Genomic DNA, 25,930 nt, shown 5'->3' on the forward strand with positions numbered 1-25,930 from the left:
AAATTAACCATTAGTAAGTTAATTTTATCAGTGAGCTGAACCTCAAAAGCGTTGTATTAGTATTTTTCTGCTGGTCATTCAATAAAAATTGATAGGTCGATAGTAATTTATGTCGCATTAGCAATCATCTTAATAGCAATATCAGTTAAATCGGTCACTTCTCCGATACCTATAGTACTTTCTAATTGAGTTTCAAGTTCATCAGCTAAATCTTTATCTAGACTTTTTAAATAACTGATCTCGTCACGGTAATACATATTTTGTACTTTATCACTTTTTTTCAATTCAACTTTTAAAATTGCCGGTTTACCGTGATTAGATAATTTCTGGGTATATTCTTTCAATTGGCCCGATTTTTTCAATACTGATAAGTCACGATACCAAAAGGAATACTCTTCTTTATCATTTTTATCTTTAGGTAAAACAAGAATATAAAATGCACGAGCAGGTAATTTTTTATAAGCAAGTACCGCAATAATTGATAAGCAAGAATCTCTAAACTTTTGATTGCTCAATAAGTTAAGAATAATTTCTTCACTATTTTCATTTTTATAGACAAGGTGCTTAAGTGTAGAGTTACCACTAAAGCTCGCCGCATTAATGTATTGTTGGTGCTTAGTTGCTTTTAAGTAGAATGGTATAGAGAAATGATTGTGTGCATATACGTTCCTCATCGCTTTCTGCAGACCATAAATACGACTGCCGCGTTTTCCGCATGCTTCAAGGGTATCAATGTGTTGATAAATATACTTTCTTATCGCTCTGCAAGCTAAATGTTTACTTTCAATTGTATTCATTAACAATCGAACAGCGCCATGGCTGTCATAACCTAAAACAATATATTTCTGTTTTTGTATTGTTCTATCTTGTTCTAAAAAAGGCACGGTTAATTCAATTTCAATTTCTTCACCGGCTTTAAATTTAGTTTCTTTTACTAGGTTAACTAACAAACCTTGTATAGAGATATTTTTAGTAATACCGGGAATATGAGTAACAACATTATTACTGCGTGTAATTGCCATTTTAAAAGATAACACAAAGCGGTCTTCACCTCTAGAGTCATCATTTTCTGCTGTTACAATTTCGGTTTCATCAAGTGAGTCAACCGCACTCAGTTGAAAACGTTTTGGTAATAAATTTTCTAATTCAGTTATTTCTTCACTGACCGGTTTATGTATTATTTCATACAAGCTAGTAATATCTGATAGGGTGATCATATGATCGCAATTACTTATCATATCTATGGCCGCTTTCGGGATTGCCCTATTTAGAACAGCCATTTTAGGATGAACATGACAAGGTAAAGCTGAGGGAACATAAGCATCTTCTACAGAATTAATAAACGATGAGGATATTTTGACTACTCTAAACAAGCTATTTTTAAAATAATTATTAAAAACAGTTTTCACGCTTCTATTATTAACAAAGTCGTCATACCAAATAAGGGAATAAATGAAGGTATCTTTATATTTAGATTTTAATATAAAAGCATATTTATCAACCGTATTCTTCTCGTCTAGCGCCTTTTGTATACCTTCATTACCCAATAGTACGGGTAAATGAAAACTTTCATCTGCACCACTAAAAAATCGCCAAAACGCATCATTACCCGATGTTTTCATTGCAACTTTCACATGCCATGCATCATTATTTTTATAACAAAGTAACGGAATGTCGTGAGTTTTATTTAGATATAGTTGCTCGTAACCTTTAGAGGTAACAGAGTCAAATAAAGGAGTAATAAATCGTTCTGTAGGACCAATAATAGCCAATTTTTTTTGTCTTAGGTAATGAGCAAACAAAACCCGCATTTGCTGATCTGTTAATGGACTTGAAAATTTCAATAAGTATTCAAACTTATTATTTACAGAAGATTTTTGACTATCAATAATAACAAATCCGAGTTCAAGTTCTTCAGTGAAATCTATTTCGGTATGATGGTCATATAGCCACAGGTACACTTTATTTGCTATAATACCCGGTATTTCGTGAGAGGTCTGAATAATAACTTTTTGATTATTCATCTTTTCGATGTTAGCCGTAAAACCAACCTCTTTTTTACCTTGGCTGGTCATCCCCATAATTGGGTTGATAAAAACTTTACAAGCAGAGTTAAGTTTTTTAAGTTCGTTAATTATTCTATTTTTATTTACTAAGGGTTTAGGTTCGGTTTTATCTATTTTAAATTCTGAAAATTCACTTTCATTTTCATTTTCAAGATTATATTTGCTGACACCTTTATCTTTATTAGCAGCTCTCTTTTGAGCGTCTTCATAAACTTCATAGTAAAGTGCTGTTGTATAAAGGTTTTGATATTCAACAAGTTTTTCATTGAATAGCTTTTTACCCGCTATATCCAAATAATGATTAATTTTATTGTGTGTAACTATTTGACAATCAGCAAAGATCAGCCGCAAATCTATTGGTTTATTAGCTTGTTGGGCAAGTTTTTTGATTTCATTTTTAACAGCAAGGTGTTGGCCAGAGTTTTCATCAGGTAGAAGTTTTTTAACTAAATATTCCAATCTATCATTGCTGGCATAGGGGACCAAACTTAAGATTTGTTTTTCAAACTTTTGTAAGTGAGAACTAATAACACTACTCATTAATCGTGGTACCTCGTATTTTTAAGCTAAACACATTGGAAGGTATTCAATTCATAAACCATTAACGTTGATGGTTTAATCCTAGAGCATATTAATAAATAAGACTAAATTAATGTTGCCATGTTGGCTAGTTGTTTTATTGGTATGTAGTTATCGGCACAACCACCATTAGTCTTTATTCTTTATTAAGCGCCTATGTTGATATAATCAAAAGGCATAATAGAGAGCGCGTATTTATTGCTTGCTCCTCTTCGCTAGAGGTCGATAGTTCTAATTAAAAAATAAGCAGGCCAAATTTCGCGTACCTGGCACTCCCACTGAATATCCACCTTACCATTAGGTGATTGTAAAAACCAATACCTCGCCCATTTACTAACAACTTTTCCTGACTTACTTAATTTTAATGGCGAAAACCGACGTTGGTATCGGTTGCCTTCATACTCAACAATTGCGTTATTTCTTGCTCTTTTATGTAAGCTATCTAAAGCCGTACTAATGAGTTCGACCTTTGATAATGCCAATATACCTTGTTCTTTTAAACAAGCTAATATCGCCGCTTTTTTTATACTTGTCTGCATGTAATCATCTATATGAGGAGTATAAACCATGCCCGTTAAACCATAAATAGCGGCTCGCTCTCTATCAGCAAGTACTTTTAATGGGATAATTAGCTGATTAATTTCATCTAATTCAGTGATGATATGCAATTTTATAGGTAATTTAGACAATGCCTACGCCTTTATAAATACTCATTGATTTCTCATTAATTTGGCGGATCTATATTATTATCAATGCTGTTATTTAAGCGGAACCACCCTGCTATAGAGTATCTATCGCGTTTAGCGGGTAATACTTCATGCGGAAACTCTTCGCTTAAAAACACAACTATTGTACCGAAGCTGGGCAATACTTTAATTTTACTGTTATCAACGACAGCGGAGGCTGGTATTTTTTTATCATAAATCACTAACTCGCCTCCATCATCAGCGGACCAATGCTGATTAAGGTAGACAACAACAGATAGCACCCGATTACCCTCACCTTTAAAAGCATCTTTGTGCTTCTTATAAAAGTCGCCTTTAGCATAATGAGCAAAATGACTTTCAAAAGAAAATAATCCGAGAAACAACCGGCGATTAAGATAAGCTTGCAGTGACTCGGTCCACGTTATCCAAGCACAACTGGCTTGGTTGTTACTGGTTATCCAGCTTATTTCATCTGTCCGTATAAAATTATTAATCATATGATCTTTGGCACGACCTATTCCAGCACGTTTGAATTTTTCAGTAGGTAATTCAATGATATGATTTAATAACAGATGTGTTAATTCTTCAGGCAAAGCATAAGGACGGATACTATAGCCCTTTTCAACAATATCATTGGATATTGACTCGAACAGTGATGAGTCACCACCAGAGTAAGTTATTTGAGCTAGGTTCAACTACATCCTATCTTAGGAAGTAAAACTAACATTTTCTTGATAATCTAATAAAATAACGAATATTCTATACTAGCACTTTGAATATATTAGTGTGAGCATTCGTTTTAATAAATGATTTAATCTTTTGCGATAGTAGATGTGATTGGTTAGAAAGTTACAACGTTACAACGTTACAAGCGGATAGAGTAAAGCCAAATCAGATAAAATAGTAAGACACTTTGCTAATAGCTAAAATCATTCCTACAGTTAACGCATAGAACTGCCAGTAGACAGTTAATTCAAGGAACGAATGTGCAAGTGACTAATCAACTTATTAAAGAAACATCCAAACAGTTTTCGACTCATATTTTAAATTCGGGAATGGAATGCGGCATCAGTCAAGATATTACAGACCCACAAGGAAAAAGAGTTTTTTTAAAAGCGGGTACTGAAATTACGGAAAAAATCCGTTTAAAATTAACTAACTTGCAACAAGAGGGGATCATCGGCCATGAAGATGTAATTTCTCTTACAGAAGATACCAGTAATGAAAATTTATTTGCGCCGATCCTAGACTTAGCTAAAACAAATCCTGTGATAAATAACTTTAAGCTAAATGAAACACTGGTAACCATTGGCGACTTTATAAAAGGCGGTTCAATTCCAAAGAAAATTATTGATCACCTCAGTATATTTTCACACCTCAACCCCTCTGCATACCAAAATACTTTAATCAATTTGATATTTGGCACCCATATCGGTAAAGCAAACAACTATTCTCCAACCGAATTAACTGAACTGATCTCTGTTTTGTTTTTTGAAAATATTGGTTACGCAAGACTTAACAATACAATGAAAGATGCAAAGTTAGTTCACCCTATCTTAAGTAAAGAAATAGTCAGACTTGCGGGCTTAGAGAGTAAGTTAGTCTTAGAATCGATAGAACAGCATGAAGAGAAATTGGATGGCTCTGGTTATCCAAAAAAGTTAACACAAATTCACGAATACGCTCAAATTTCACAAATAGCAAATCAATATTCTCAGATCACTAGAAAAAGTAAAAATATTAACACGGCCATCGGAGAGCTTTGTTTGTTAGCCGAAGGATTTGACTTTAGGACCAGTCAAAAAACGCAGGCTATTTATTCTTATCACTTACAAAGGCCCCTATTAGCAATAATGCAAGAAAGTATACAAACAGTTACCCATCAGCAAGCCTACGGAAACCATTTATACGACCAATTATCAAAAGTCATAAAGTGGACAAACACCTTAAATGCAAACAACCCAGAAATGAATTTTATTCAAGCTAAACTTAGGAGCACATTATGGGTGTCAGAATCATCACAGCAGCCATTCCAAATAAAAAGAGAAGAGCTTAAAGATAATCAAGTTTGTAAAATGTTCATAAATGACGCACGAAGATTAGTACTACAAATTTCACAATTTGCCAATTATTTCAATCAGATACTCCATTACCCGATTAAAATTGATAATATATCAACCAATAAAGAATATTTTTTGAAGTTAATCAATCCAGTCATTTAATTTTCTTAACAATGACTTAATATCAATTACCGCTGATTTTTTTGGTTAAAGTGCAACTAGTTTGCATACCCACTGCCAATAGCAGTAAATGGCAGTTCGAGTTCAAGCTCAGGGACTTGTAAACCTATCCAGGCGACAAAAGTATTACTATTAGGACCTGGAAAGATGCTGTATTCATTTACCCAAGGATAGCGGGCAATTGCGGCCTTAATTTTAGGAATTAGTTTAACCGCTTTATCACCTTTAATAGAAAGTAATAATACCGGTTTTGAGCCATACCAATACCTATCTGGTGTTAATGTTTGATACTGTCTTATTGCAGATAACCCCCGATTTACTTGCCAACCAGTCACTTCATAAACACTATACTTTGCTGCTTTTTCTTCTTTGATTGCAAGCCAAGGATGAACAGCAAACCAACCGCGCCAACTAAAAGCATCTGCGACATAAAACTCTATAACCGCCCTACCGTCTTCAGTTGGTAGCGTTGCAATACCAGCAGGCTCTCTGCTCGCGCTTCGCCAGTTGTTATGGGTACAAGCACTCAGTAGGAGTACAATACAAATAATCGTCCAAAATCTCATATGCGCTATTATTACACCGGTTTAAGCCTAGATTATATTGCTTAGGCTTGGTTTGATAAAATTTAACCAATATTCTTATTGGCAATAAAAATCCTATTACTTTAAAATCAGAATACACTTTTTTGTGCAAATAAAACCAATCAGTTGGCCAAATTTGAACCATAGAATAAGTTTCAGATGAATATTTACGACACTTTAATCACTTTAAAGCCTCACTTAAGCTGAGCTTTTTTCTTCGACAGTGTAAAGTTTGCATAAAAAGTAGTCACGACCCCCGCGACAAGAGAAAGCATTGCTAAGCCAAATAATGCGTTATCTTGAGATTCAAAGGCTAATAGATATACCCCCAACACAACACAGAATAAACCAACATAAATAAAAACCTGAGGGTGTGAAATAATTAGACCCGTAGATTCGGTATTTTTTCCTTTATTGGATTTAGTATGTGATGAAGCTTTTCGTTTATGTTTATTTGTTGGCATCGCCAATTCCTTAATTTTTATAACAATATGTTATCGGTACATCTCAATGATGCCCTCGTTATAACTAGTAATTAATTTATACTAATATTAGATAAGATCAAATAATTATCTCTAGCTGAAAATGACTCAATAACGTTAAGACGATATAAAACAAAAAACAATTAAAAACGCATCATAAATATTCGGAGATAATGTATACAGTCACGTCAACTTGAATGACGAATCGAAGCACCCCAACTTATTAGCGTACCCAAGTACTTACATTAACCGTCGTTAATTGCCTAAACAGTCATTTAGCAAGGCACCATTCGTTAATGGGTTATTTTACGTTACTGTAAAATAAAAAATGCCTAATATTAAGATTTAAATCTAAATATTAGGCATGAGTTTAACAGACCATCATAAATATCTTAACCGTGAAAAGTGGCTAAATATTTATCTGTTTACTAATAATTATTTTTCAAAAATTATTAGTAAAGCTAGTGCTTAATTAAAATGCAAAGTCTTCACTGGCTAGAGCCATCATCGAGTCTACACCACCTTCCATACAAGCTGCATGACCTTGAGCTCTAGGAAGTATACGATGAAAGTAAAATGCTGCTGTTTTAATTTTAGCTTGATAAAACGCTTTATCTTCACCCGCGTCTTTTAGTTTACTTTGCGCTACAGAGGCCATTTTTGCCCAGAAGTAGCCTAAGGTTACATAACCGGCAAACATTAAGTAATCAACCGAAGCACCACCAATCTCATCCGGGTTCTTCATGGCTTTTTGACCAATATCACCCGTGATCATTTGCCATTGTTTAGCGTATGAGTTTAGGGTACTAACATACTCACTCATTGCTGGGTTGTCGGCATTGTCTTTCGAAAAAATAGCGATGTCTGTCATAAATGGCTTCAAAATTTGACCTTTACTGCCTAAAATTTTACGGGCTAATAAATCTAACGCTTGAATACCCGTTGTGCCTTCATAAATACAACTAATTTTAGTGTCACGCAGAAGCTGTTCCATGCCCCATTCTTTTATAAAACCATGTCCACCAAAAACTTGTACACCATGACTTGTACATTCGAAACCTAACTCTGTTAAAAATGCTTTTGCAACAGGCGTTAGTAAGGCTAATTTGTTTTCTGCATCAGCTTTAAGATCAGCATCATCTGATGCGTGGGTTATATCAACTAATTGCGACAAATAACCAATTAGTGCTCTACCCCCCTCAGAAATAGACTTTTGCGTAAGTAACATACGACGAACATCAGGGTGCACAATAATAGGATCAGCTGGTCCATCTGGATTTTTAACGCCGCTAATCGAACGCATTTGCAAACGATCTTTTGCATAAGCTAATGAACCTTGAAATGCCGCTTCAGCTGCTGCAGAACCTTCCATTGCTACACCTAAACGAGCAGCATTCATAAAAGTAAACATGCAGTGTAGGCCACGGTTCTCCTGTCCAATTAAAAACCCTTTAGCGTTATCAAAATTGATAACACAAGTGGCATTAGCATTGATACCCATTTTATGTTCAATTGAACCACAACTCACAGCATTTCGGTCTGCTTTTGTGCCATCATCATTGACATTAAACTTAGGAACAATAAACAAAGAGATACCTTTACTACCTTCAGGAGCACCTGGTAGGCGTGCGATAACAATGTGTACAATATTCTCTGATAAGTCATGCTCTCCGGCCGAAATGAATATCTTTGTGCCGGTAATCGCATAGCTACCATCATCGTTTAATATAGCTTTAGTGCGCAACATGCCAAGATCAGTACCACAATGTGATTCAGTTAAACACATAGTGCCTGTCCAGCTACCTTCAACTAATTTAGGCATATACTGCAGTTTTTGTTCACTGGTGCCATGAGCTTCAATTGTTGCTTGTGCCCCATGACTTAAACCAGGGTACATAGCAAAACTATGATTAGCAGACGACATCATTTCACTAATGGAAGCATTAAGAGAATAAGGTAAACCTTGCCCACCAAACTCTTCACTCTGAGATAATGTTGGCCAGCCACCCTCAACGTATTGTTGATAAGCATCTTTAAAACCATCTGGCGTAGTTACTACACCGTCTGTCCACGTACAACCTTGCTCGTCACCGATTTGATTTAAGGGTGCAATAACTTGTTCAGTAAACTTGGCTGCTTCTGAGATAATAGCGTCCACCATATCTTCACTAGCATCATCGTAACCTAATTTCTTATAGTGTTTGTCGCAGTCTAATAATTCTTGCATTACAAACTTAATATCACGAACTGGGGCTTTATATTCAGGCATTCTATTGACTCCAAAAATTTATTATTAACCGTTGACTTCACTATTCAACATTGCTTTAACCAAGTGGTCATACCACTGATATTATCGATATGAGATAAATTAGTCAAATGAATTTAATTTATCCCTAACTATTCAGTATCCATATAATAAAAGTTAATGCGCTTCTGAAATACCCAGTGAAAAATAACCACTTACTATATGATTTTAGAATAGAGCGTGATAATAATTATTCATTGGTTTTATAAAGATAACAGTTCTACCATCAGAAATGCGCTTAAATCTCTTTTAACCTTATTACAGTGGCTATCTATACCCTTTTGTAACAAGTATAGATCACTTTTTTAAGCGATATATACGGTTAATAGTTAATTAAACGTTACCAAAAATTTAATCGCTGTTAAGCTAAGTCTCATTTACAATGTCCCTTAATATGAGACTATTTTAAAATTATAAAGGAGTCTCAATGTCTATAACCACCCTCTTAGAAAAACGTAATTCAGTGCGTGCTTATTTGGAAACACCGGTCAAACAAGCATTATTAGAAGCTATTTTTACACAAGCACAACGCGCTCCTTCAAATTGCAATGTACAACCTTGGCAAACTTGCGTAGTGTCTGGCGCAAAAAAAGAATCATTGAAAAATGATCTACTCTCAGCAGTTATGAGTGGTACTCCACCAAACCCAGACTTTAACTGGCTACCTAAATACGAGGGTATCCATAGAGACCGCCAATTTGGTTCAGCTAATGCACTTTACAGTGCTATTGGTGTTACCCGCGAAGACAAACTGGGTCGTCAAAAAGCGATGATCCGCAATTGGAGTTTTTTTGATGCTCCCCATGTGGCCTTTTTTACTATGGATAAATATCTCGATATTATGGGTGCGGTTGACTTGGGTATTTATGCGCAAACTCTTTCGCTCATTATGGCTGAGCACGGTTTATCAAATTGTATGCAAGGGGCATTGGGGCAGTTCCCAGATCCAATCAAAAAATCCTTAAACTTACCAGAGCAAAGAGGTGTTTTATTTGGTATGTCATTTGGTTACGCTGATATAACTGCGCCGATAAATAAAACTCATACTGATCGCGAAGATATTGCCAGTGCGGTTAGCTTCTTTAAATAACGACTCACAATAACAATTAATAAATCGTCATCAGCGATCATGTTTTGTTCAATACGATGTTCAATAATCATATTGGAAATATATATAAAATATTTACCCATTAGATAATAAAGAATACTGAAAATCAGTATAGATAGTACTGAATTAATTATATTTGTAAGACAAAAAATGTACCTATTGGTATATTTTAAATTACGATGGGCATGGGATTAGCTATTTCCATTGGTCTAATTAATCCTTGACTGGTATTACCTATTATTGGCTTTAGTTTGACATATTTCATGTTATTAACGCTGAATATGCCGTTGATATTCTACTTAGGTTGTTACGTTCAAATATCATTTAACACAAAAAAGCCTTAACTCAATACATGCTAAGCTAACGTACCTATAAAAAAGGTAAAAATTTAATCTTACTACCAAGCGACACCTATTCATTAAGTTGATAACAATGAATTTCAAGGAAAAATGTAAACATGATTACTGTACATCACCTTAACAAATCACGTTCTAAACGCGTTATCTGGTTGTTAGAAGAGCTTAATATGCCTTATAACATTGTTAAACATCAACGTAACCCGCTCACAAATTTAGCGCCTGAAAGTTTAAAATTAATTCATCCGCTAGCAAAAGCCCCTATTATCGTAGATGGTGAGGTTACTTTGTGTGAGTCTGGCGCGGTTATGGAATATATTCTTAACCATGCAACGGCGAGTAATTTAAGGCCGAGCATTGATTGTAATGAATATTACCATTATTTAGAGTGGTTACACTTCGCAGAAGGGTCCTTAAGTTTACCTGTGATAACGACCTTGCTGATGTCAATGGAAACTCGTGAAGGCACTCAGCTTCTTGATGGTTACATTGCTAAAGAAAATCATCTCGATTTTTCATATATCGAAAATACTTTAACCATAAGGCGTTATTTTGCTGGTGATTCTTTTAGTGCTGCTGATATTATGATGGCAGTGATACTCGAAATTGCAGAAAGTATTGGTTTGTTAGAAAACAAAGACAAAACTAAAGACTATCTCGTTAATATCAGAAAAAGACCCGCATATCAAAAAGCGGCTCAATTTGGCTAACAGCCAGTGATATCAATTTTAACAACTATAGGAAAGAACATGGAATTAATAGATTTTGAACTCGATGAAAACATTGCAACGATAACTCTAAAAAATGGCAAGGTTAACGCTATTTCTCATCAAGTAATAACAGAAATCAACAGCGCTTTAGATCAAGCAGAAGCAGCAAAAGCGGCCGTTATTTTAACAAGTCAACCAGGAATATTTTCAGGTGGCTATGATTTAAAAACGATGAAAGAAAGTTCTGACTCTGCCGTATCGCTAGTTACAGCAGGCTCAACGCTTACTCGCCGTATGTTATCTTTTCCCTTTCCTATTGTTGGCGCCTGTACCGGCCATGCTATTGCCAAAGGTGCTTTTTTATTACTCAGTTGTGATTATCGCATCGGCACATTAGGTTCATTTAAAATTGGACTCAATGAAGTGGCTATTGGTATGACCATGCATCAAGCTGGCCTTGAACTCGCTAGAAACCGAGTACCGATTAACTATTTAACGCGTTCGGTAATAAACGCTGAATTGTTTGATCCAGAAACAGCTGTATTAGCTGGATTTCTTGACACATTAGTTGAACCCGACCAATTAATGGCAACGGCAAAAGTGGCAGCTACCCAACTGTTAACCCTAAATATGACAGCACACCATGGTACTAAACTAAGAGAAAGAAAAGACATACTAACGGCATTAGATGCGGCAATAGCAATAGATTCAACGATGACCTTGAGCCTATAGTAAATCTACCATGTCTCACTAAAGTATTTTCTTAGCGCTACATAACAAGAATACTCACAGTATATTAGGCCGTTAACGTATGATAAAAAATTTCACCCTGTTTTCTGTTTTATTATTTATGTGTGTTTTCTTTAGTGGTGCATGGTATTTTTCTTCAAAAATATTAATACTGCCAATTACTGAGTGCACACAAGCCCGTTTTGCCTTTTGTGGAGAGCCAAGTGAACAAGGCCTCAGTTTTGAAAACGTTGCTTTTAACACCGATGATGGCCTAACACTGCCGGCTTGGTATATGCCTGCAGATAATGACACCCATAAAGCGATATTATTAGTACATGGTAGAACAGCAAACAGGTCCGAAGGTATGCGCTACGCCAAGGCTATTGTTGCTGCCGGTTATAATGTTTTAGCTATTGATCTGCGTCATCCACGCCAAGACCCTGCTATTATTTCAACGATGGGCTATCACGAGAAAAAAGACGTCACAGCCGCTTTAAATTATTTAGTTGATAAGAAAAATATTAGCTCGATTGGTGTAATGGGATTTTCTATGGGCGCAGCAACTAGCATCATAGTTATGGCAAAAGACTCTCGTATAAAAGTGGGTGTTTTTAGTGGTAGCTATGCTAATTCGATGGACGTACTCGCTGAACAGGCAAAAGTACTCTACGGTCTTCCTCGTTTCCCATTAATGCCAATGGTAGCAAAATTTTTTGCTTGGCGCGGCGATTTAAAAATTGATGAAATTAATCCAGAAAAATACATCGCAAACATCTCGCCTCGACCTGTTTACATTATGCATGGCACAGCCGATAAAACCGTAGACTTTAAACACGGACAACGTTTATTTAGTGCCGCCAATGAGCCGAAGCAATTTTGGCAAGCTGAAGGTGGCGAGCACACTAAACTATGGCAACTCAACCCTGAAAAAGCTGAAAATAGTGTCGTTGACTTTTTTAATCGCTACCTTTAAAAGCTCTTCAGTTTAGTCTTAACCCTTTAACAATAAGTTCAAGGGTAATAATCTTTTATATAATTTTTATCATAGGTGTCTATAAACGTATATGTCAAAACCTGTAATCAACTTTGTCCATGCCAATGGTTTTCCAGCAGGAAGTTACCGCACATTTCTATCATTGTTTTCAAATGATTATTCAACCATTGCTTTAGAACAATATGGTCACGATGATTGTTACCCCATTCATAATAATTAGCAATTTTTGGTCAATGAGCTGGTTAACTTCATTAAAAAACAAGACCAAAAGGTCATTTGTGTTGGCCATTCTTTTGGTGGTGTCATTTCTTTTATGGCCGCTTGTCAGCATCCTGAACTATTTCGTGGTGTCGTCATGTTAGACCCTCCTGTATTTTCTGGGCCATTATCTTGGTTTTTAAAACTCGCTAAAAAAACACCTTTTATTGATAAAATATCTCCAGCGGGTCGAGCTAAAAACAGGCAAAAACATTGGCCGTCTGATACGCAATTAGTTAATAATTTTGCTCAAAAGAAACTTTTTAAGAATTTTGATGCCCGATGTCTACAAGATTACGTAGACAGTGCCGTGACATTAAAAAATAAAAGATGGGAATTAATGTTTTCACCCGACGTTGAAGCCGATATATTTAGACACCTACCTTGCAATTTAGCAACATATAAAAATAAACTGACGGTGCCATCTGCATTGATTTATGGTGATAAAACAGACGTATTGCCGGTAAGTTACTTTAATCGATTTGCTAAAATGAATAACATACCACTGACTAAATTAGCTAATGGCGGACATATGTTTCCGCTTGAACAACCCGAAGCAACCGCGTCTATAATTACTAACATTATTAAAGATTGGTAAGTAATGTAATAAAAGAGAAGGTGCTATAAAACGGCTTTTATTAGCCCTTCATTCATTACAGGCAGGTAAAGCTACAACCGTCCTTGGTTGTAATTTACTAGTGGGATATTTAGCTGAGCGCTTTTATCGCTCGACCTATGCCATCGACCGTTAAAGGATACATTCTATCGGCTATTAACTGCCTAACAATAGAGATTGAGTGATGATAATCCCAATGAGTCTCTGGCTGTGGGTTTAACCAGGCGACCTTATTAAAATGACCAAGAATTTTATGCATATGAAAGGTTCCTGGTTTTTCATTCCAGTGTTCAACACTGCCGCCAGGTGATGTTATTTCATAAGGCCCCATAGTGGCATCACCAACAAATATAACTTTGTAGTCCGAACCAAAGGTTCTAATGATTTCTTCTAAATCAATAGTGTCAGTGCGGCGTCGGCTATTGTCTTTCCATAATCTTTCATAAACACAATTATGAAAATAGAAAAATTCAAGGTGTTTAAACTCGGTATGTGCCGCTGAAAAAAGTTCTTCACACGTATGTATGTAATCGTCCATAGAGCCGCCGATATCAAAGAACATCAATACTTTTACTGCATTATGACGTTCAGGCTCCATATGAACATCGAGCATACCGCCATTTTTCGCCGTTGAGGTAATAGTAGTGTTAATATCAAGCTTTTCACTTGCACCGGTACGGGCAAATTTTCTTAGTTTTTTTAGCGCTAATTTTATATTTCTAGTGCCTAATTCTCGGTCTTGATCAAAGTTTCTAAATTCTCGCTTATCCCACACTTTAACCGCACTATTATTACGATTTTTATCTTGCCCTACCCTAATACCTTCGGGGTTATAACCATAAGCGCCAAAAGGAGATGTACCACCAGTACCTACCCATTTATTGCCGCCAGCATGGCGTTTCTTTTGTTCTTCAAGGCGTTCTTTTAACGCTTTCATTAGCTCGTCTAAACCACCTAATGCCTTTAACTTGTCTTTTTCTTCTTGGCTTAGGTGCTTTTCAAATTCTTTTCTTAGCCAATCCTCAGGTAATATTTTATCAAATATATCAATTACTTGTATACCTTCAAAATATTCAGCGAATGCACTATCGAATTTATCATAATGAATTTCATCTTTAACCATAACAATTTTAGCTAGGTGATAAAACTCTTCCACATTAGCAAAAACAACCCCCTTTTTTAATAGTGCAATTAAGTCTAATAACTCACGTAAACTACAAGGAACTTTATGTTTTCTTAACGTTATAAATAAATCTATAAACACAACAACTACCTGTTTCTGCGACTAATAAAGGCGAGTTTTTCAAGTAGTGAGACATCTTGTTCATTTTTTAATAGCGCACCAAATAGAGGAATAATACCGGACTGCTTATCGATTAATACCTCTTGAGCAACATCGTCTGCGACCAGTAGTTTCAACCAATCGATTAACTCTGATGTTGAAGGCTTTTTCTTAATACCTTGTAAGTCTCTCAGTTCAAAAAACACTTCTAAGGTATGCGCTAATAACTCTTTTTTTACATCAGGGTGGTGAACAGCAATAATCTGTTCCATTTCTACTTTTGTTGGAAACTTGATGTAATGAAAGAAACAGCGACGTAAAAATGCATCGGGTAGCTCTTTTTCATTATTAGACGTTATAATAATGATCGGACGTTGCTTTGCTTTAATAACTTGTTGCGTCTCATAAACATAAAACTCCATCTTATCAAGTTCTTGCAGTAAATCATTAGGGAACTCTATATCGGCTTTATCTATTTCATCAATTAATAATATCGGACGTTGCTCTTCTTCAAACGCCTGCCAAAGTTTACCTTTAACGATGTAATTAGCAATATCATGCACACGTTCGTCGCCTAACTGGCTATCTCGTAATCTTGATACGGCATCGTATTCGTATAAGCCTTGTTGCGCTTTAGTTGTTGATTTAATATGCCATTGATATAGCTTACAATTAAGTGACTTTGCTAATTCTTCAGCTAATTGCGTTTTACCCGTTCCCGGCTCACCTTTAATCAATAGTGGCTTTTCTAGGGTGATCGCAGCGTTTACCGCTAAGCGAAGTTCGTCTGATGCAATATAACTCTCTGTACTGTTAAACATGTTTTTACCTATTTTAGGGCTTAATTATAGTCTAATTCGACTAACATCTACGCAACGTTAATTGCGACCGGTGTACCATTTAAAGCAGCATTACCGGTTAAAGTATCTACTCGACTTGCATCGGTTAAATCATTAATACTAACACCTGGTTGCTTGGCTGCAACCGACATCTGGGTGCCTTTTTGATTATGTCCCCAGCCTTGCGGCATACTGACCACCCCACGTTGAATATCGTCGGTGATCACTACCTCTATTTTCACTTCACCAACCATTGAGCTCACCATAACAGATTGACCATTGCTAATGCCTAATACCTTAGCATCATCTGGATGAACCTCTAAGGTACAAGGATTTTTGCCTTTAATTAAGCGCTCGGAATTCTGTGTCCAGGTATTATGACTTTTCACTAAACGGCGACCAATTAAATCGAATGGATAATTAATATCACGAGCAGGATGAATAATAACATTTTGCAAACGCGGTAAATCATTAATATAGAGTTGCGGCACTAAGTTTACGCTACCTTGCTCGGTTTTTATCCGCGCTTCGATACACGGCATTAACGGTCCAATATCGATACCATGAGGATTGTCGATTAATTTTGCTAAGCTCATACCTTGTTTACCATAAGGACCCTTTTGCAATTCCATATCTAAGATCATTTCTGGTGTGTATTCATCAATGTCTGTATCTGTCATTCGTGCCGCTAGCTCCTTCAGTATTTGCCAATCGGTGCGTTGATAGTCTGCTGGTTCAAACAATGGCTTAGAGTATTTGACGGTATTTCTCACTGAAAATGAATTGAAGAAAATATCAAAATGAGAATTTTCAAGACCGGTTGTTGCCGGTAAAATAATATTAGCGTGTTTAGTGGTTTCATTAAGATAAATATCGATGGCGACCATATAATCTAATCCTGAAAACGCTTCAGCTAATTTATGTCCACTCGGTGAAGAAAGCACAGGATTACCTGCTACCGTAATTAAGCTTTTTATTTGACCTTCACCGGGGGTTAATATCTCTTCAGCTAATGTTGCAACCGGAAACTCACCATTGAAAAAAGGTAACTTTCTGACACGACTCTTATATTGCCCAAAGGAGCTTTTATGACCCTTCTTGTGATTTCTTAATAAATCAAAAGCGGGCTGTGGAAACATAGCACCGCCTGCTCGGTCAAAATTGCCGGTTATAATATTAAGCACATTGGTTAGCCATTGGCATAGACCACCAAACGTTTGAGTAGATGCGCCCATACGACTGTAACACACCGCTGAGTCTGCAGTTGTCATATCATTGGTTAACGTTCTAATATCACTTGCCGGTATACCGACATGCTTAGCCACTGATTCGGGTGAATAATCATTAGCGATATTTTCCAACACATTTAGTCCATCAACCCTATCTGCTAGGTGGCGAAGATTAACGCTATTGGTTGTAAAAACACAGTGGATCATCGCCAATAACAAGAGTGCGTCTTTTTCTGGTCTGATAAACAAATGTTGATCGGCAATTTTAGCGGTTCGGGTACGGCGAGGGTCAACAACAACAATTTTACCTCCTCGTTTTTGAATGGCTTTCATTCGGCCGATAACATTGGGTGCCGTCATCATACTACCATTAGAGACCACAGGATTTCCGCCAATAATCATCATAAAATCAGTGCGGTCTATATCAGGCACGGGGATTAACATACCCGCACCAAACATAAAATTAGCGGCAACATGATGTGGCATTTGATCGGTTGAAGCAGAACTAAAACGGTTTATCGTCCCTAACGATTTCATAAATGGTTTTAGAAAAAGCGCATTACCTAAGTTGTGCGCGTTAGGGTTACCTAAGTAAACCGCCAAAGCGTTACGGCCATGTTCTTTTTGAGTGCCTTTAAGTTTTGCGACTATCTCGGTAAAAGCTTGATCCCATGAAATATCTTCCCACCCATTAGCTGTCCGTCTAATGGGTGTTTTTAAACGGTCTTCGTCATTATAAAAATCTTCTAACGCCGTTGCTTTAGGGCAATTATAACCTTTACTAAAAGGGTCTTTTGGGTCGCCTTTAATCGATAAAATATGCTTATCTTGATACTTAATTTCTAAGCCGCACATCGCTTCACAAATATTACAGTTACGGTAGTGCGTTTTGATATCACTCATAGTTATCTCCTAATTGGACCCATTAAAAAATGAAAACCTTCTTGGTCAGCGGCTTCTTTGCGGCTTAAAACATATTAATTATTGACGTTAAAATTTTTCTTCAAACCACTGTTTTGTCAGGCCAATACTGACCATACTTTTAAGCTTAAACAATGCCATCCAATCACCATCTTGAGGAACAGCATCGCCGCAACGGGGATCTGAACGTTGTAGCGCACCCGTCATTTTATGATCTATAGGTATAGTTTCACAGCCATGATCTGATTCACAAATGAAATCCCAAGGCTCTCGAGCCGGCGCATGACAAGCAAAACAGTTGCCACCAAAACGATTAACAACATCGACAAAACCACGCTTACCTATTTTTGACCCTTGTTCATTAACTTCTAGTTCAAAAAACTCCCAGTCACCCGTAGCGGGAAAAGTACCCGATTCGCGTTTAACCATGGCTTCTGTTGGCACAAGCTGCACAACTGACCCCACGGGGTACTTAGCGCCCTCTGGTGCATTGGCTGCGGCTAAAGTGCTTTTTATATCTCCTAAAAGATTATCAACATAAAAATGCCTGACCGGTGTCATATCTCTTATGCAGCTAAAGCTGTTCTCATCGACATTAACCTCTGTTATCGCTGCAACAGCGTTAACGACAGCAACACTTTGATCAGTATCTGGCGTCTTAACGGATGTTTCTGCGCTAACAGACAAAGATGTTAAACATGCAAACACTAAGGTGCACATCAGGTTATTAACAAGTTTTGGGGACATATTCATTTCCATTTTAATTAAGTATCGTAAAGTAAATTTGAGTTTTATTGATAAAAAAACACCTATAACCGCGCAGCATTAAGCTGACCATCAGAGTTTCACAATAAGTTTGCCTTTATTTTCACCGGTAAAAAATAAATTCAAGCCAGTCATAGCTTCATCAAAGCCATCTAAGATATGAGCACGATACTTAATTTTACCTTGCATTACATAGGGTGTTAGCTTTTCTAATAGGGCTGGGACTTCGCCAAAATGATCTGGCATAGTAAAGCCCTGTATTGTTAAGCGTTTCTTAATGATAGGGATCCAACTAGGTGCTAAGTCGGGTTCTGCTTTTGGGTAATCAGCAATCATCCCACAGACAACAATTCGACCATGAGCATTCATCCGAGCAATAACATGGTGTTGGGTTGGTCCACCGGTATTTTCAAAGTAGACGTCAATACCCTTTGGCGTTAATTGCGCTAATGTAGTCGCGATATCATCAGTTTTATAATTTATCGCGCCATCAAAGCCTAATTCATTTACCACCCAATCAGCTTTTTCATCACTACCTACAACACCAATGACAGTAAGTCCGTCGGCTTTAGCAAGTTGCCCGACAATTGAGCCAACTGAACCAGCCGCTCCAGAAACAACAAGTGTTTCCCCTTTTTGAGGCTTACCTATGCTGTATAATCCTTGTGTTGCGGTTAACCCCGGTAAAGCAAAAACCGATAAGATAGCTTCATCTGGTAAGGGTGCTGTTACTTTATTTAAACCCGTACCATCACTTAAGTAGTATTCTTGCCAGCCCATCATGCCCATAACGCGATCACCAACGTTGAAGTTAGCATGATTACTTTCAACGATTTCACCAATACCTGAACTGCGCATAACATCGCCAAGGGCAACGGGTGGAATATAACTTTCTGTATCTGCACTCATCCAACCGAACATTGCCGGGTCTAGTGACATATGTGATTGTTTAACTAGAAATTGGTTTTTAGCCACTTCAGGAATATTCTTTTCTACAACGTCAAACAAATCAGGTCCTATTGGACCACCAGAAGGACGTGCAATTAAATTTATCGCTTTATACGTTGTAATCATTATTATCTCTATGCGTTTATAGTATGTAATTGGCGTCTCTTTATTAAGAGACTATGCCAATAACTGATTTATACTCTTTATCTGGTTTAACTGTTGATTTTTATAAATCTGATCAAATGACTCCGCTAATTTTTCGCTGTCATTCATCACTTTTTGCCAATACCACATTCGCTGTTTGCGGTTCATGGCAATGAAGTCGTTTCTGTCAGGAATTTTATGGTGAGGTAATGCGTCAATAAACTTAGCAGAAGGACAAATCAATACCGTATTGTCGTAGTTTTTTAATCTTACTTTTCTTGTTAAACTTTTATCAAACCAACCCGCCTTAAGTGATGAGCTAAAATGGGGGTAAAGTGTTAATCCTGGATTTTTAATCTTAAAATCAAAATGATAATCAACAATACCACCATCTCGGTACATACCTTTTGGACTATTTTCAATATCACTAATACCCCGCATCACCAAGGGTATTGAACCTGATGCGAGTAACGCGTTACGAATATTGCCTGTTGAAAAAGATAGGCGTGATGTGGGTATGTTATCAGGGTCGCTAAGCTCAAGGTTACTATGGCTCGATTGAAAAATATAACGCTCATATTGGCTATTTAAGCGTGGGCGACTGATGCGATTATTAACATAGCTTTTTGCCAGGCCAAGTCCTTGAATAAATTTATTTTCATAAGCAACAAAACCGTTACATTTAGCTACGATGATATGTGCTTTAAAATGAAGGTTATCAACAATTTCTTGCTCGCCTGAAACTCCAAAAATAGCATCCATCATTTCTAATGCTTTTTCGCTAACCTCTGCAGGCTTGGCTTTAGCCGTGTAAGTAGTTTCATGATAATTTTTTGCGAGACGTTCTATTGCAGCGAGGGGATCTTTTTGAGCAAAACATGCATTTCTAAAAGCACCAACACTTGAGCCAATAAGGTTTAATGCTTGTTCTCTATTTTTAAAAAATTCACTAAAGAGGTATTTATCTAAACCATATAAAGTAAACCATTTAGGTCCACCACTCGCCGCTAAAAAAGAGCTAAATAAGTCAGGTGAAATTCCATTTTCTTTAATCGTCTTCATGGCTGAATCGCCAGCATATATTTCTAACATATTATCTTGTTGTTCACTTTTTGGTGACAATAATAAATCATTATAATCTCCAAGCCATGGTAAACGTTAGAAATAAATTAAACAAATGAATAGTACTTATGGTTCATTATTCACCAAATGAATTCGAGTTAACGAAAACGAGAAATATCACCAAGCTTAAGATAGTGAAAAGCACAAATGGGGAGACCAAACCCAAAGCGTTCAGTCTCCAAACAGAGGTTAACTATTTTTGTTGGGATTAATCAGATATTTTTCGCCTGTTTTCTTAGCATTGTATTGTAAAACAATCGCTGGGGTCATCGCTTGTTCAAAACTTAATTCTTCAGTAAACGCACAAGCAAAAGTGGTTTTTATCTCATCGGCCACTTGCTTTTGTAATTTTGCGATTTGTTGTGGTTGCAACTTACCTAAAAAGCTCATTAATAACCAACCGCCTATGCCCCATGTCATTCCGTAAGCGCGATTTAAGATACTTGGGGTGAAGTCTAACCCCCCATAAATATAAACTTGTTTATTAGTCTCTGAACCATAAGTATTAAAGCCAACAGCGTCTTTACTGCCAGACTGCTCCATTGCGTTCAGGATATCACTGACAATTTCGCCACCACCAATTGCGTCAAAGGCTAAAGTTGCCCCTGTTTTATCAATCGCTTTATACAAATCAGCCTTAAAGGTTTTACTCGATGAATCACAAATATATTGAGCGCCAATTGCTTTAAGTATCTCAGCTTGTTGCTGACTTCTAACAATATTGACCAAAGGAATGTCTTGTGCCAAACATATTTTATTTAGCATTTGTCCTAGACTTGACGCTGCAGCGGTATGCACTAATGCACTGTGCCCCTCCATACGCATGGTTTCTACCATACCTAAAGCAGTTAAAGGATTTACAAAAGAAGAAGCAGCATGCTTAGCTGTAGTCCCTTCATGGTGAACAATACAAGCTTGTGCGGGTACGCAACAATATTGGGCATAGGCGCCTCCGGTTAAAACCGCGACTGTTTTCCCCATTAACGACTGAGCAGCTTCACTATCACCGGCAGCAACCACAGTACCAGCGCCTTCATTACCAATAGGTAATACTTGATCTAAACGAGATTTAATTCGAGGTAGTATACTGCTATGCACAGGTGCACTGAGCGTTAATTTATCTGCACTTAATACCGCCTCGGCTAAATTAGCAGGTCCAAACATCGGCCACATATCAGATGGGTTGATGGGAGCGGCTTCAATACGAACGATCACTTCATGGGATTTAGGTGTCGCTACCTCGACCTCTTTTAAAGATAGTTCAAGTGTTCCGCTTGCAGAAATATGAGTAAATAATTGTTTTGAGTTTGTCATGATAAGATATTCTCCAGCTGTTTGTCGTCGTTTTATGACGTGGTAATTTTTATAGCGTTAGGTGCTAGGTTCGTGTTGTGTTGGCTACAATAACGGTTACTTCTATTAGCGTCTTTCAGGCTCAGTCACTTTACGACCCTCAAGACTAAACTTGCCGGTTCCTAGGCCAGTGATAATTAATAAACCGGCAATTATACCCATGTTTTTAAGGAAGTTTTGTAATTCATGACTGCGCGCCACACCTTCTGTCATTCCCCAAAAATCATGCATAAATAAGCTTATCAACAAGGTTAGACCCGCTAATATAAAAGCGGACACTTTACCTTTGAAACCAATAATGATGGCCACTCCACCAACCAATTGAATAATAATGGTTAACACTAATAATAACGATACCATAGGGACATTGTGCTGCTCCATGTAGGCACTGGTGCCCTCAAATTTGTTAATTTTACTTATCGCAGGGATAATAAAATAAAGGCCCATCAGTACACGTCCCAAAAAAAGACAGCTATTTTCTAATATATTCAAGGGTAAATCCTTATCGTGTTAATGAGTTTCTTAGCTTTCTAGCAGAATAAAAAACGCCTAAGAACTAGCATAACACTAGTCGTAGGCGTAAATACCCAGTCGATTTATTAGTTGAAAAAAGTCAACTTTGTCTACTTATGCAACGTCTTTACGTAACTCTTTTCGTAACACTTTACCGACATTACTTTTTGGCAACTCATCGATGAACTCTATCAACTTAGGACGTTTATAGTTTGTTAGCATTTCATGACAATGATCAAATATATCTTGCTCTGCTAAATTAGGATTTTTCCTGACAATAAAAACCTTAACCGCTTCTCCTGTTGTATCGTGTGGAATACCAATAGCAGCGGCTTCAAGTACACCATCATGCATAACGAGAACTTCTTCAATTTCATTAGGAAAAACATTAAAACCTGAGACGTTGATCATGTCTTTTTTTCGGTCAACAATTTTAAAAAAGCCATATTCATCCATGGTGGCAATATCGCCAGTAGCTAGCCAACCATCTTTTAGCACTTCATCTGTTGCATCGGGTCGGTTGTGATAACCTTTCATCACCTGAGGACCTTTAACCCACATTTCACCGGGCTCACCTAGCGTAACTTCCTGACCATCATCGCCAATTAAGCGAATATCGGTCGAAGAAACAGGTAAACCAATAGAGCCATTATAGCTTTGTTGATTAAAAGGGCTCATCGTCACTAATGGCGCACACTCTGTTAAACCATAGCCTTCTAACAATCTTGTTTTAGTGACTTTTTCCCAAAGTTCGGCTACCGGACGTTGTACTGACATACCGCCACCAAAACCAAGTTTTAATGGGCTAAAATCAAGTTGGTCAAACCCTGGGGTATGTAATAAAGCATTAAACAAAGTATTTACACCCGTGATAATAGTAAAAGGGTATTTAGCGAGCTCTTTAACAAAGCCTTTCATATCTCTTGGATTGGTAATTAAAATATTAGTACCGCCAAAAGGCATAAAACATAAGCAATTAGACGTTAGCGCATAGACATGATAAAGCGGTAAGGCTGTCACCATAATTTCTTTGCCAACTTCATATATATTTTTAGTCGCTGCATTTGATTGTTCAAGGTTAGCCACCATATTGCGATGGGTAAGCATGGCTCCTTTTGATGGACCCGTCGTACCACCGGTATATTGTAAGAAAGCTAGATCTGAACCAACCACTTTGACAGGCTTAAAGGTTAATTTAGCTCCTTTTGTCATCGCTTGATTAAACCTGACTGCTCCAGGAAAATTAAAAGCAGGCACCTGCTTTTTAACATGCCTAAGGACACTGTTAATAAGTAACCCTTTAACTGCCCCTAACCTGTCGCCTACAGCCGTAAGAACAATATGTTTAACATCGGTTTTATCAATAACTTTTTCAAGGACATGGGCGAAATTCTCGAGGATGAGAATAGCTTTAGTGCCTGAGTCTTTTAACTGATGCTCTAATTCGCGTGCTGTGTATAGCGGGTTAACATTCACCACGGTAAGTCCAGCTAATAAGGCACCAAATAATGCAATCGGGTATTGAAGAAGATTGGGGATCATAATCGCGAATCTATCGCCTTTAACTAATCCTAAATCTTGTTGTAAATAAGCCGCAAAGTCATGAGCTTGTTGACCAAGTTCTTGATAACTAATGCTTGCTCCCATATTAATAAAAGCGGTGTTATCTTGATATAACTTAGTATATTTAGTAAATAAATCTGCTAATGAGTTATATTTATCTGGGTCTATTTCGAAATCAACACCAGGTGGGTAACTCTTTTCAAGCCAAATTTTTTCCATTATATTTATCTCCCCAATCACAAATTGTTTACGTGGCATTATTATTATAGTTACGCCACGGTAAATGTTTTAATTAAAACGGTTAAAGTACTTCAAACAGACCCGCTGCGCCCTGTCCACCACCAATACACATGCTGATCACAACATATTTAATTCCACGACGTTTTCCCTCAATCAGTGCGTGCATCACCATACGTGTGCCACTCATACCATAAGGATGGCCAATAGAAATTGCACCACCATTTACATTCAGACGATCTTCAGGAATGCCTAATTTTGTCGCACAATATAAAACTTGTACCGCAAAAGCTTCATTGATTTCCCATAAACCGATATCGTCAATCGTTAAGTTATTACGCGCTAACAATTTAGGTATCGCATAAATAGGCCCAATACCCATTTCATCGGGTTCACAACCGGCAACGACCATTCCACGATACACACCCAAAGGCTTAAGACCTCTCTGCTCAGCTAAACCTCGTTCCATTAGAACAACGGCTGCAGCGCCATCAGATAACTGCGAAGCATTGCCGCCCGTAATAGCGCCATTATCTTTGACCGCCTTTAAAGCCGACAGTCCCGCTAACGTTGTTGATGGACGATTACCTTCATCTTTAGTTAAGGTGACTGCTTCTTTGCTGATATCGCCGGTAGCTTTGTCCATAACCAGCTTAGTACAGGTCACTGGCACGATTTCATCATCAAACCTACCCGCTTGTTGTGCTGCGGCGGTACGTTGTTGAGATTTAAGTGCATAGGCATCTTGCTCTGCTCGAGAAATACTATAGCGATTGGCAACGATTTCGGCCGTATCAAGCATCGGCATATAAGTTTCTGGTCGATAGGCTTTAACACTCGGGTCAACAGCTCTATACATATTCATTTTATCGTTTTGTACCAAACTAATGGAATCGCAACCGCCTGCAAGGACCACTTGTGCGCCATCACAAACAATATGATTTGCCGCAATAGCAATAGACATTAAGCCTGACGAACATTGACGGTCGATAGTCATGCCTGGCACAGAAACCGGCAACTCAGCCGCCATTGCCACTTGCCGACCAAAATTCATCCCTTGATTGCCTTGCGTTAGAGCGGCACCAAAAATACAGTCTTCAATTTCATTAGCATCGATTCCTGCTCTTTCAACGGCGGCTTTAACCGCAACAGCCGCTAAAGTTGGCGCCGATAAATCATTAAAGGCACCTCGGTATGCTTTACCTATCGGGGTACGTGCGGCAGATACTATTACGGCTTCTCTCATCATTATTCCTTTTAATTATTATGTAAACGAC

The 25,930-nt window shown here is 37.4% G+C and carries 23 protein-coding genes; 7 read left to right on the top strand and 16 right to left on the bottom strand.

Annotation, left to right across the window (positions count from 1 at the left end; genetic code table 11):
* Positions 1 to 107 precede the first annotated feature (107 nt).
* From H4J66_RS09010 to H4J66_RS09020, 3 genes are all read right to left on the bottom strand, one after another.
* Positions 108 to 2,606, bottom strand: a complete 2,499-nt coding sequence (locus H4J66_RS09010) for a hypothetical protein (RefSeq protein ID WP_182173415.1) — start codon at positions 2,604 to 2,606, stop codon at positions 108 to 110.
* 254 nt (positions 2,607 to 2,860) lie between these two features.
* The gene (locus H4J66_RS09015) at positions 2,861 to 3,334 is read right to left on the bottom strand and encodes a hypothetical protein (protein ID WP_182173418.1); all 474 of its coding nucleotides are present in this window, start codon (positions 3,332 to 3,334) and stop codon (positions 2,861 to 2,863) included.
* Between the two features lie 35 nt (positions 3,335 to 3,369).
* A complete protein-coding gene (locus H4J66_RS09020) occupies positions 3,370 to 4,047 on the bottom strand; it encodes a 2OG-Fe(II) oxygenase (protein ID WP_220463258.1) in 678 nt (225 codons plus the stop codon).
* A gap of 297 nt (positions 4,048 to 4,344) precedes the next feature.
* Between H4J66_RS09020 and H4J66_RS09025 the strand changes: the two genes are divergently transcribed.
* Positions 4,345 to 5,574, top strand: a complete 1,230-nt coding sequence (locus H4J66_RS09025) for an HD domain-containing phosphohydrolase (protein ID WP_182173421.1) — start codon at positions 4,345 to 4,347, stop codon at positions 5,572 to 5,574.
* Between the two features lie 56 nt (positions 5,575 to 5,630).
* Here H4J66_RS09025 and H4J66_RS09030 read toward each other — a convergent pair whose 3' ends face one another.
* The 3 genes from H4J66_RS09030 to H4J66_RS09040 form a co-directional block, all read right to left on the bottom strand.
* Positions 5,631 to 6,158, bottom strand: a complete 528-nt coding sequence (locus H4J66_RS09030) for a DUF3750 domain-containing protein (protein ID WP_182173424.1) — start codon at positions 6,156 to 6,158, stop codon at positions 5,631 to 5,633.
* 212 nt (positions 6,159 to 6,370) lie between these two features.
* Positions 6,371 to 6,640, bottom strand: a complete 270-nt coding sequence (locus tag H4J66_RS09035) for a hypothetical protein (RefSeq protein ID WP_182173427.1) — start codon at positions 6,638 to 6,640, stop codon at positions 6,371 to 6,373.
* Between the two features lie 490 nt (positions 6,641 to 7,130).
* Positions 7,131 to 8,927 carry an acyl-CoA dehydrogenase C-terminal domain-containing protein gene (locus tag H4J66_RS09040; RefSeq protein WP_182173430.1) on the bottom strand — a complete coding sequence of 599 codons (1,797 nt, stop codon included), beginning with the start codon at positions 8,925 to 8,927 and terminating at the stop codon, positions 7,131 to 7,133.
* A gap of 463 nt (positions 8,928 to 9,390) precedes the next feature.
* On the opposite strand from H4J66_RS09040, the gene H4J66_RS09045 reads away from it, so the two are divergent.
* The 6 genes from H4J66_RS09045 to H4J66_RS09065 all read left to right on the top strand — a co-directional run bounded on the left by H4J66_RS09045 (position 9,391) and on the right by H4J66_RS09065 (position 13,719).
* The gene (locus H4J66_RS09045) at positions 9,391 to 10,053 is read left to right on the top strand and encodes a nitroreductase (protein ID WP_182173433.1); all 663 of its coding nucleotides are present in this window, start codon (positions 9,391 to 9,393) and stop codon (positions 10,051 to 10,053) included.
* Between the two features lie 475 nt (positions 10,054 to 10,528).
* Complete coding sequence (locus H4J66_RS09050; protein WP_182173436.1) at positions 10,529 to 11,137, top strand: glutathione S-transferase family protein; 609 nt, start codon at positions 10,529 to 10,531, stop codon at positions 11,135 to 11,137.
* 39 nt (positions 11,138 to 11,176) lie between these two features.
* Positions 11,177 to 11,869, top strand: coding sequence for a crotonase/enoyl-CoA hydratase family protein (locus tag H4J66_RS09055; protein ID WP_182173440.1), 693 nt, complete (start codon positions 11,177 to 11,179; stop codon positions 11,867 to 11,869).
* 79 nt (positions 11,870 to 11,948) lie between these two features.
* Complete coding sequence (locus tag H4J66_RS09060; RefSeq protein ID WP_182173443.1) at positions 11,949 to 12,842, top strand: alpha/beta hydrolase; 894 nt, start codon at positions 11,949 to 11,951, stop codon at positions 12,840 to 12,842.
* 91 nt (positions 12,843 to 12,933) lie between these two features.
* A complete protein-coding gene (locus tag H4J66_RS20350; RefSeq protein ID WP_259369097.1) occupies positions 12,934 to 13,083 on the top strand; it encodes a hypothetical protein in 150 nt (49 codons plus the stop codon).
* A gap of 6 nt (positions 13,084 to 13,089) precedes the next feature.
* The gene (locus H4J66_RS09065) at positions 13,090 to 13,719 is read left to right on the top strand and encodes an alpha/beta fold hydrolase (protein WP_259369098.1); all 630 of its coding nucleotides are present in this window, start codon (positions 13,090 to 13,092) and stop codon (positions 13,717 to 13,719) included.
* A 109-nt stretch (positions 13,720 to 13,828) separates the two neighbouring features.
* Here the strand turns inward: H4J66_RS09065 and H4J66_RS09070 are convergent, their stop codons facing one another.
* The 10 genes from H4J66_RS09070 to H4J66_RS09115 all read right to left on the bottom strand — a co-directional run bounded on the left by H4J66_RS09070 (position 13,829) and on the right by H4J66_RS09115 (position 25,899).
* Positions 13,829 to 15,001, bottom strand: a complete 1,173-nt coding sequence (locus H4J66_RS09070) for a VWA domain-containing protein (protein WP_182173447.1) — start codon at positions 14,999 to 15,001, stop codon at positions 13,829 to 13,831.
* 5 nt (positions 15,002 to 15,006) lie between these two features.
* Positions 15,007 to 15,840 carry a MoxR family ATPase gene (locus tag H4J66_RS09075; RefSeq protein WP_182173449.1) on the bottom strand — a complete coding sequence of 278 codons (834 nt, stop codon included), beginning with the start codon at positions 15,838 to 15,840 and terminating at the stop codon, positions 15,007 to 15,009.
* Positions 15,841 to 15,887: 47 nt separating this feature from the next.
* Positions 15,888 to 17,990 (bottom strand): molybdopterin-dependent oxidoreductase, encoded by a 2,103-nt coding sequence (locus H4J66_RS09080; protein WP_182173452.1) that lies wholly within the window; start codon positions 17,988 to 17,990, stop codon positions 15,888 to 15,890.
* An 87-nt stretch (positions 17,991 to 18,077) separates the two neighbouring features.
* Positions 18,078 to 18,755 (bottom strand): hypothetical protein, encoded by a 678-nt coding sequence (locus tag H4J66_RS09085; RefSeq protein ID WP_259369099.1) that lies wholly within the window; start codon positions 18,753 to 18,755, stop codon positions 18,078 to 18,080.
* A gap of 90 nt (positions 18,756 to 18,845) precedes the next feature.
* Positions 18,846 to 19,844, bottom strand: a complete 999-nt coding sequence (locus tag H4J66_RS09090) for an NADP-dependent oxidoreductase (RefSeq protein ID WP_182173573.1) — start codon at positions 19,842 to 19,844, stop codon at positions 18,846 to 18,848.
* 54 nt (positions 19,845 to 19,898) lie between these two features.
* Positions 19,899 to 20,957 (bottom strand): patatin-like phospholipase family protein, encoded by a 1,059-nt coding sequence (locus H4J66_RS09095; protein WP_182173576.1) that lies wholly within the window; start codon positions 20,955 to 20,957, stop codon positions 19,899 to 19,901.
* Between the two features lie 219 nt (positions 20,958 to 21,176).
* Positions 21,177 to 22,301 (bottom strand): zinc-binding dehydrogenase, encoded by a 1,125-nt coding sequence (locus tag H4J66_RS09100; RefSeq protein ID WP_182173455.1) that lies wholly within the window; start codon positions 22,299 to 22,301, stop codon positions 21,177 to 21,179.
* Positions 22,302 to 22,406: 105 nt separating this feature from the next.
* Positions 22,407 to 22,832: a DoxX family protein gene (locus H4J66_RS09105; protein ID WP_182173458.1), complete on the bottom strand. Its 426-nt coding sequence runs from the start codon at positions 22,830 to 22,832 to the stop codon at positions 22,407 to 22,409.
* Between the two features lie 135 nt (positions 22,833 to 22,967).
* On the bottom strand, positions 22,968 to 24,635 hold the full coding sequence (locus H4J66_RS09110) for an AMP-binding protein (protein WP_182173461.1): 1,668 nt from the start codon (positions 24,633 to 24,635) through the stop codon (positions 22,968 to 22,970).
* 82 nt (positions 24,636 to 24,717) lie between these two features.
* On the bottom strand, positions 24,718 to 25,899 hold the full coding sequence (locus H4J66_RS09115; RefSeq protein ID WP_182173464.1) for an acetyl-CoA C-acyltransferase: 1,182 nt from the start codon (positions 25,897 to 25,899) through the stop codon (positions 24,718 to 24,720).
* Positions 25,900 to 25,930 lie beyond the last annotated feature (31 nt).

This window comes from Colwellia sp. MB3u-55 (assembly GCF_014076785.1).
GTDB lineage: Bacteria > Pseudomonadota > Gammaproteobacteria > Enterobacterales > Alteromonadaceae > Colwellia_A.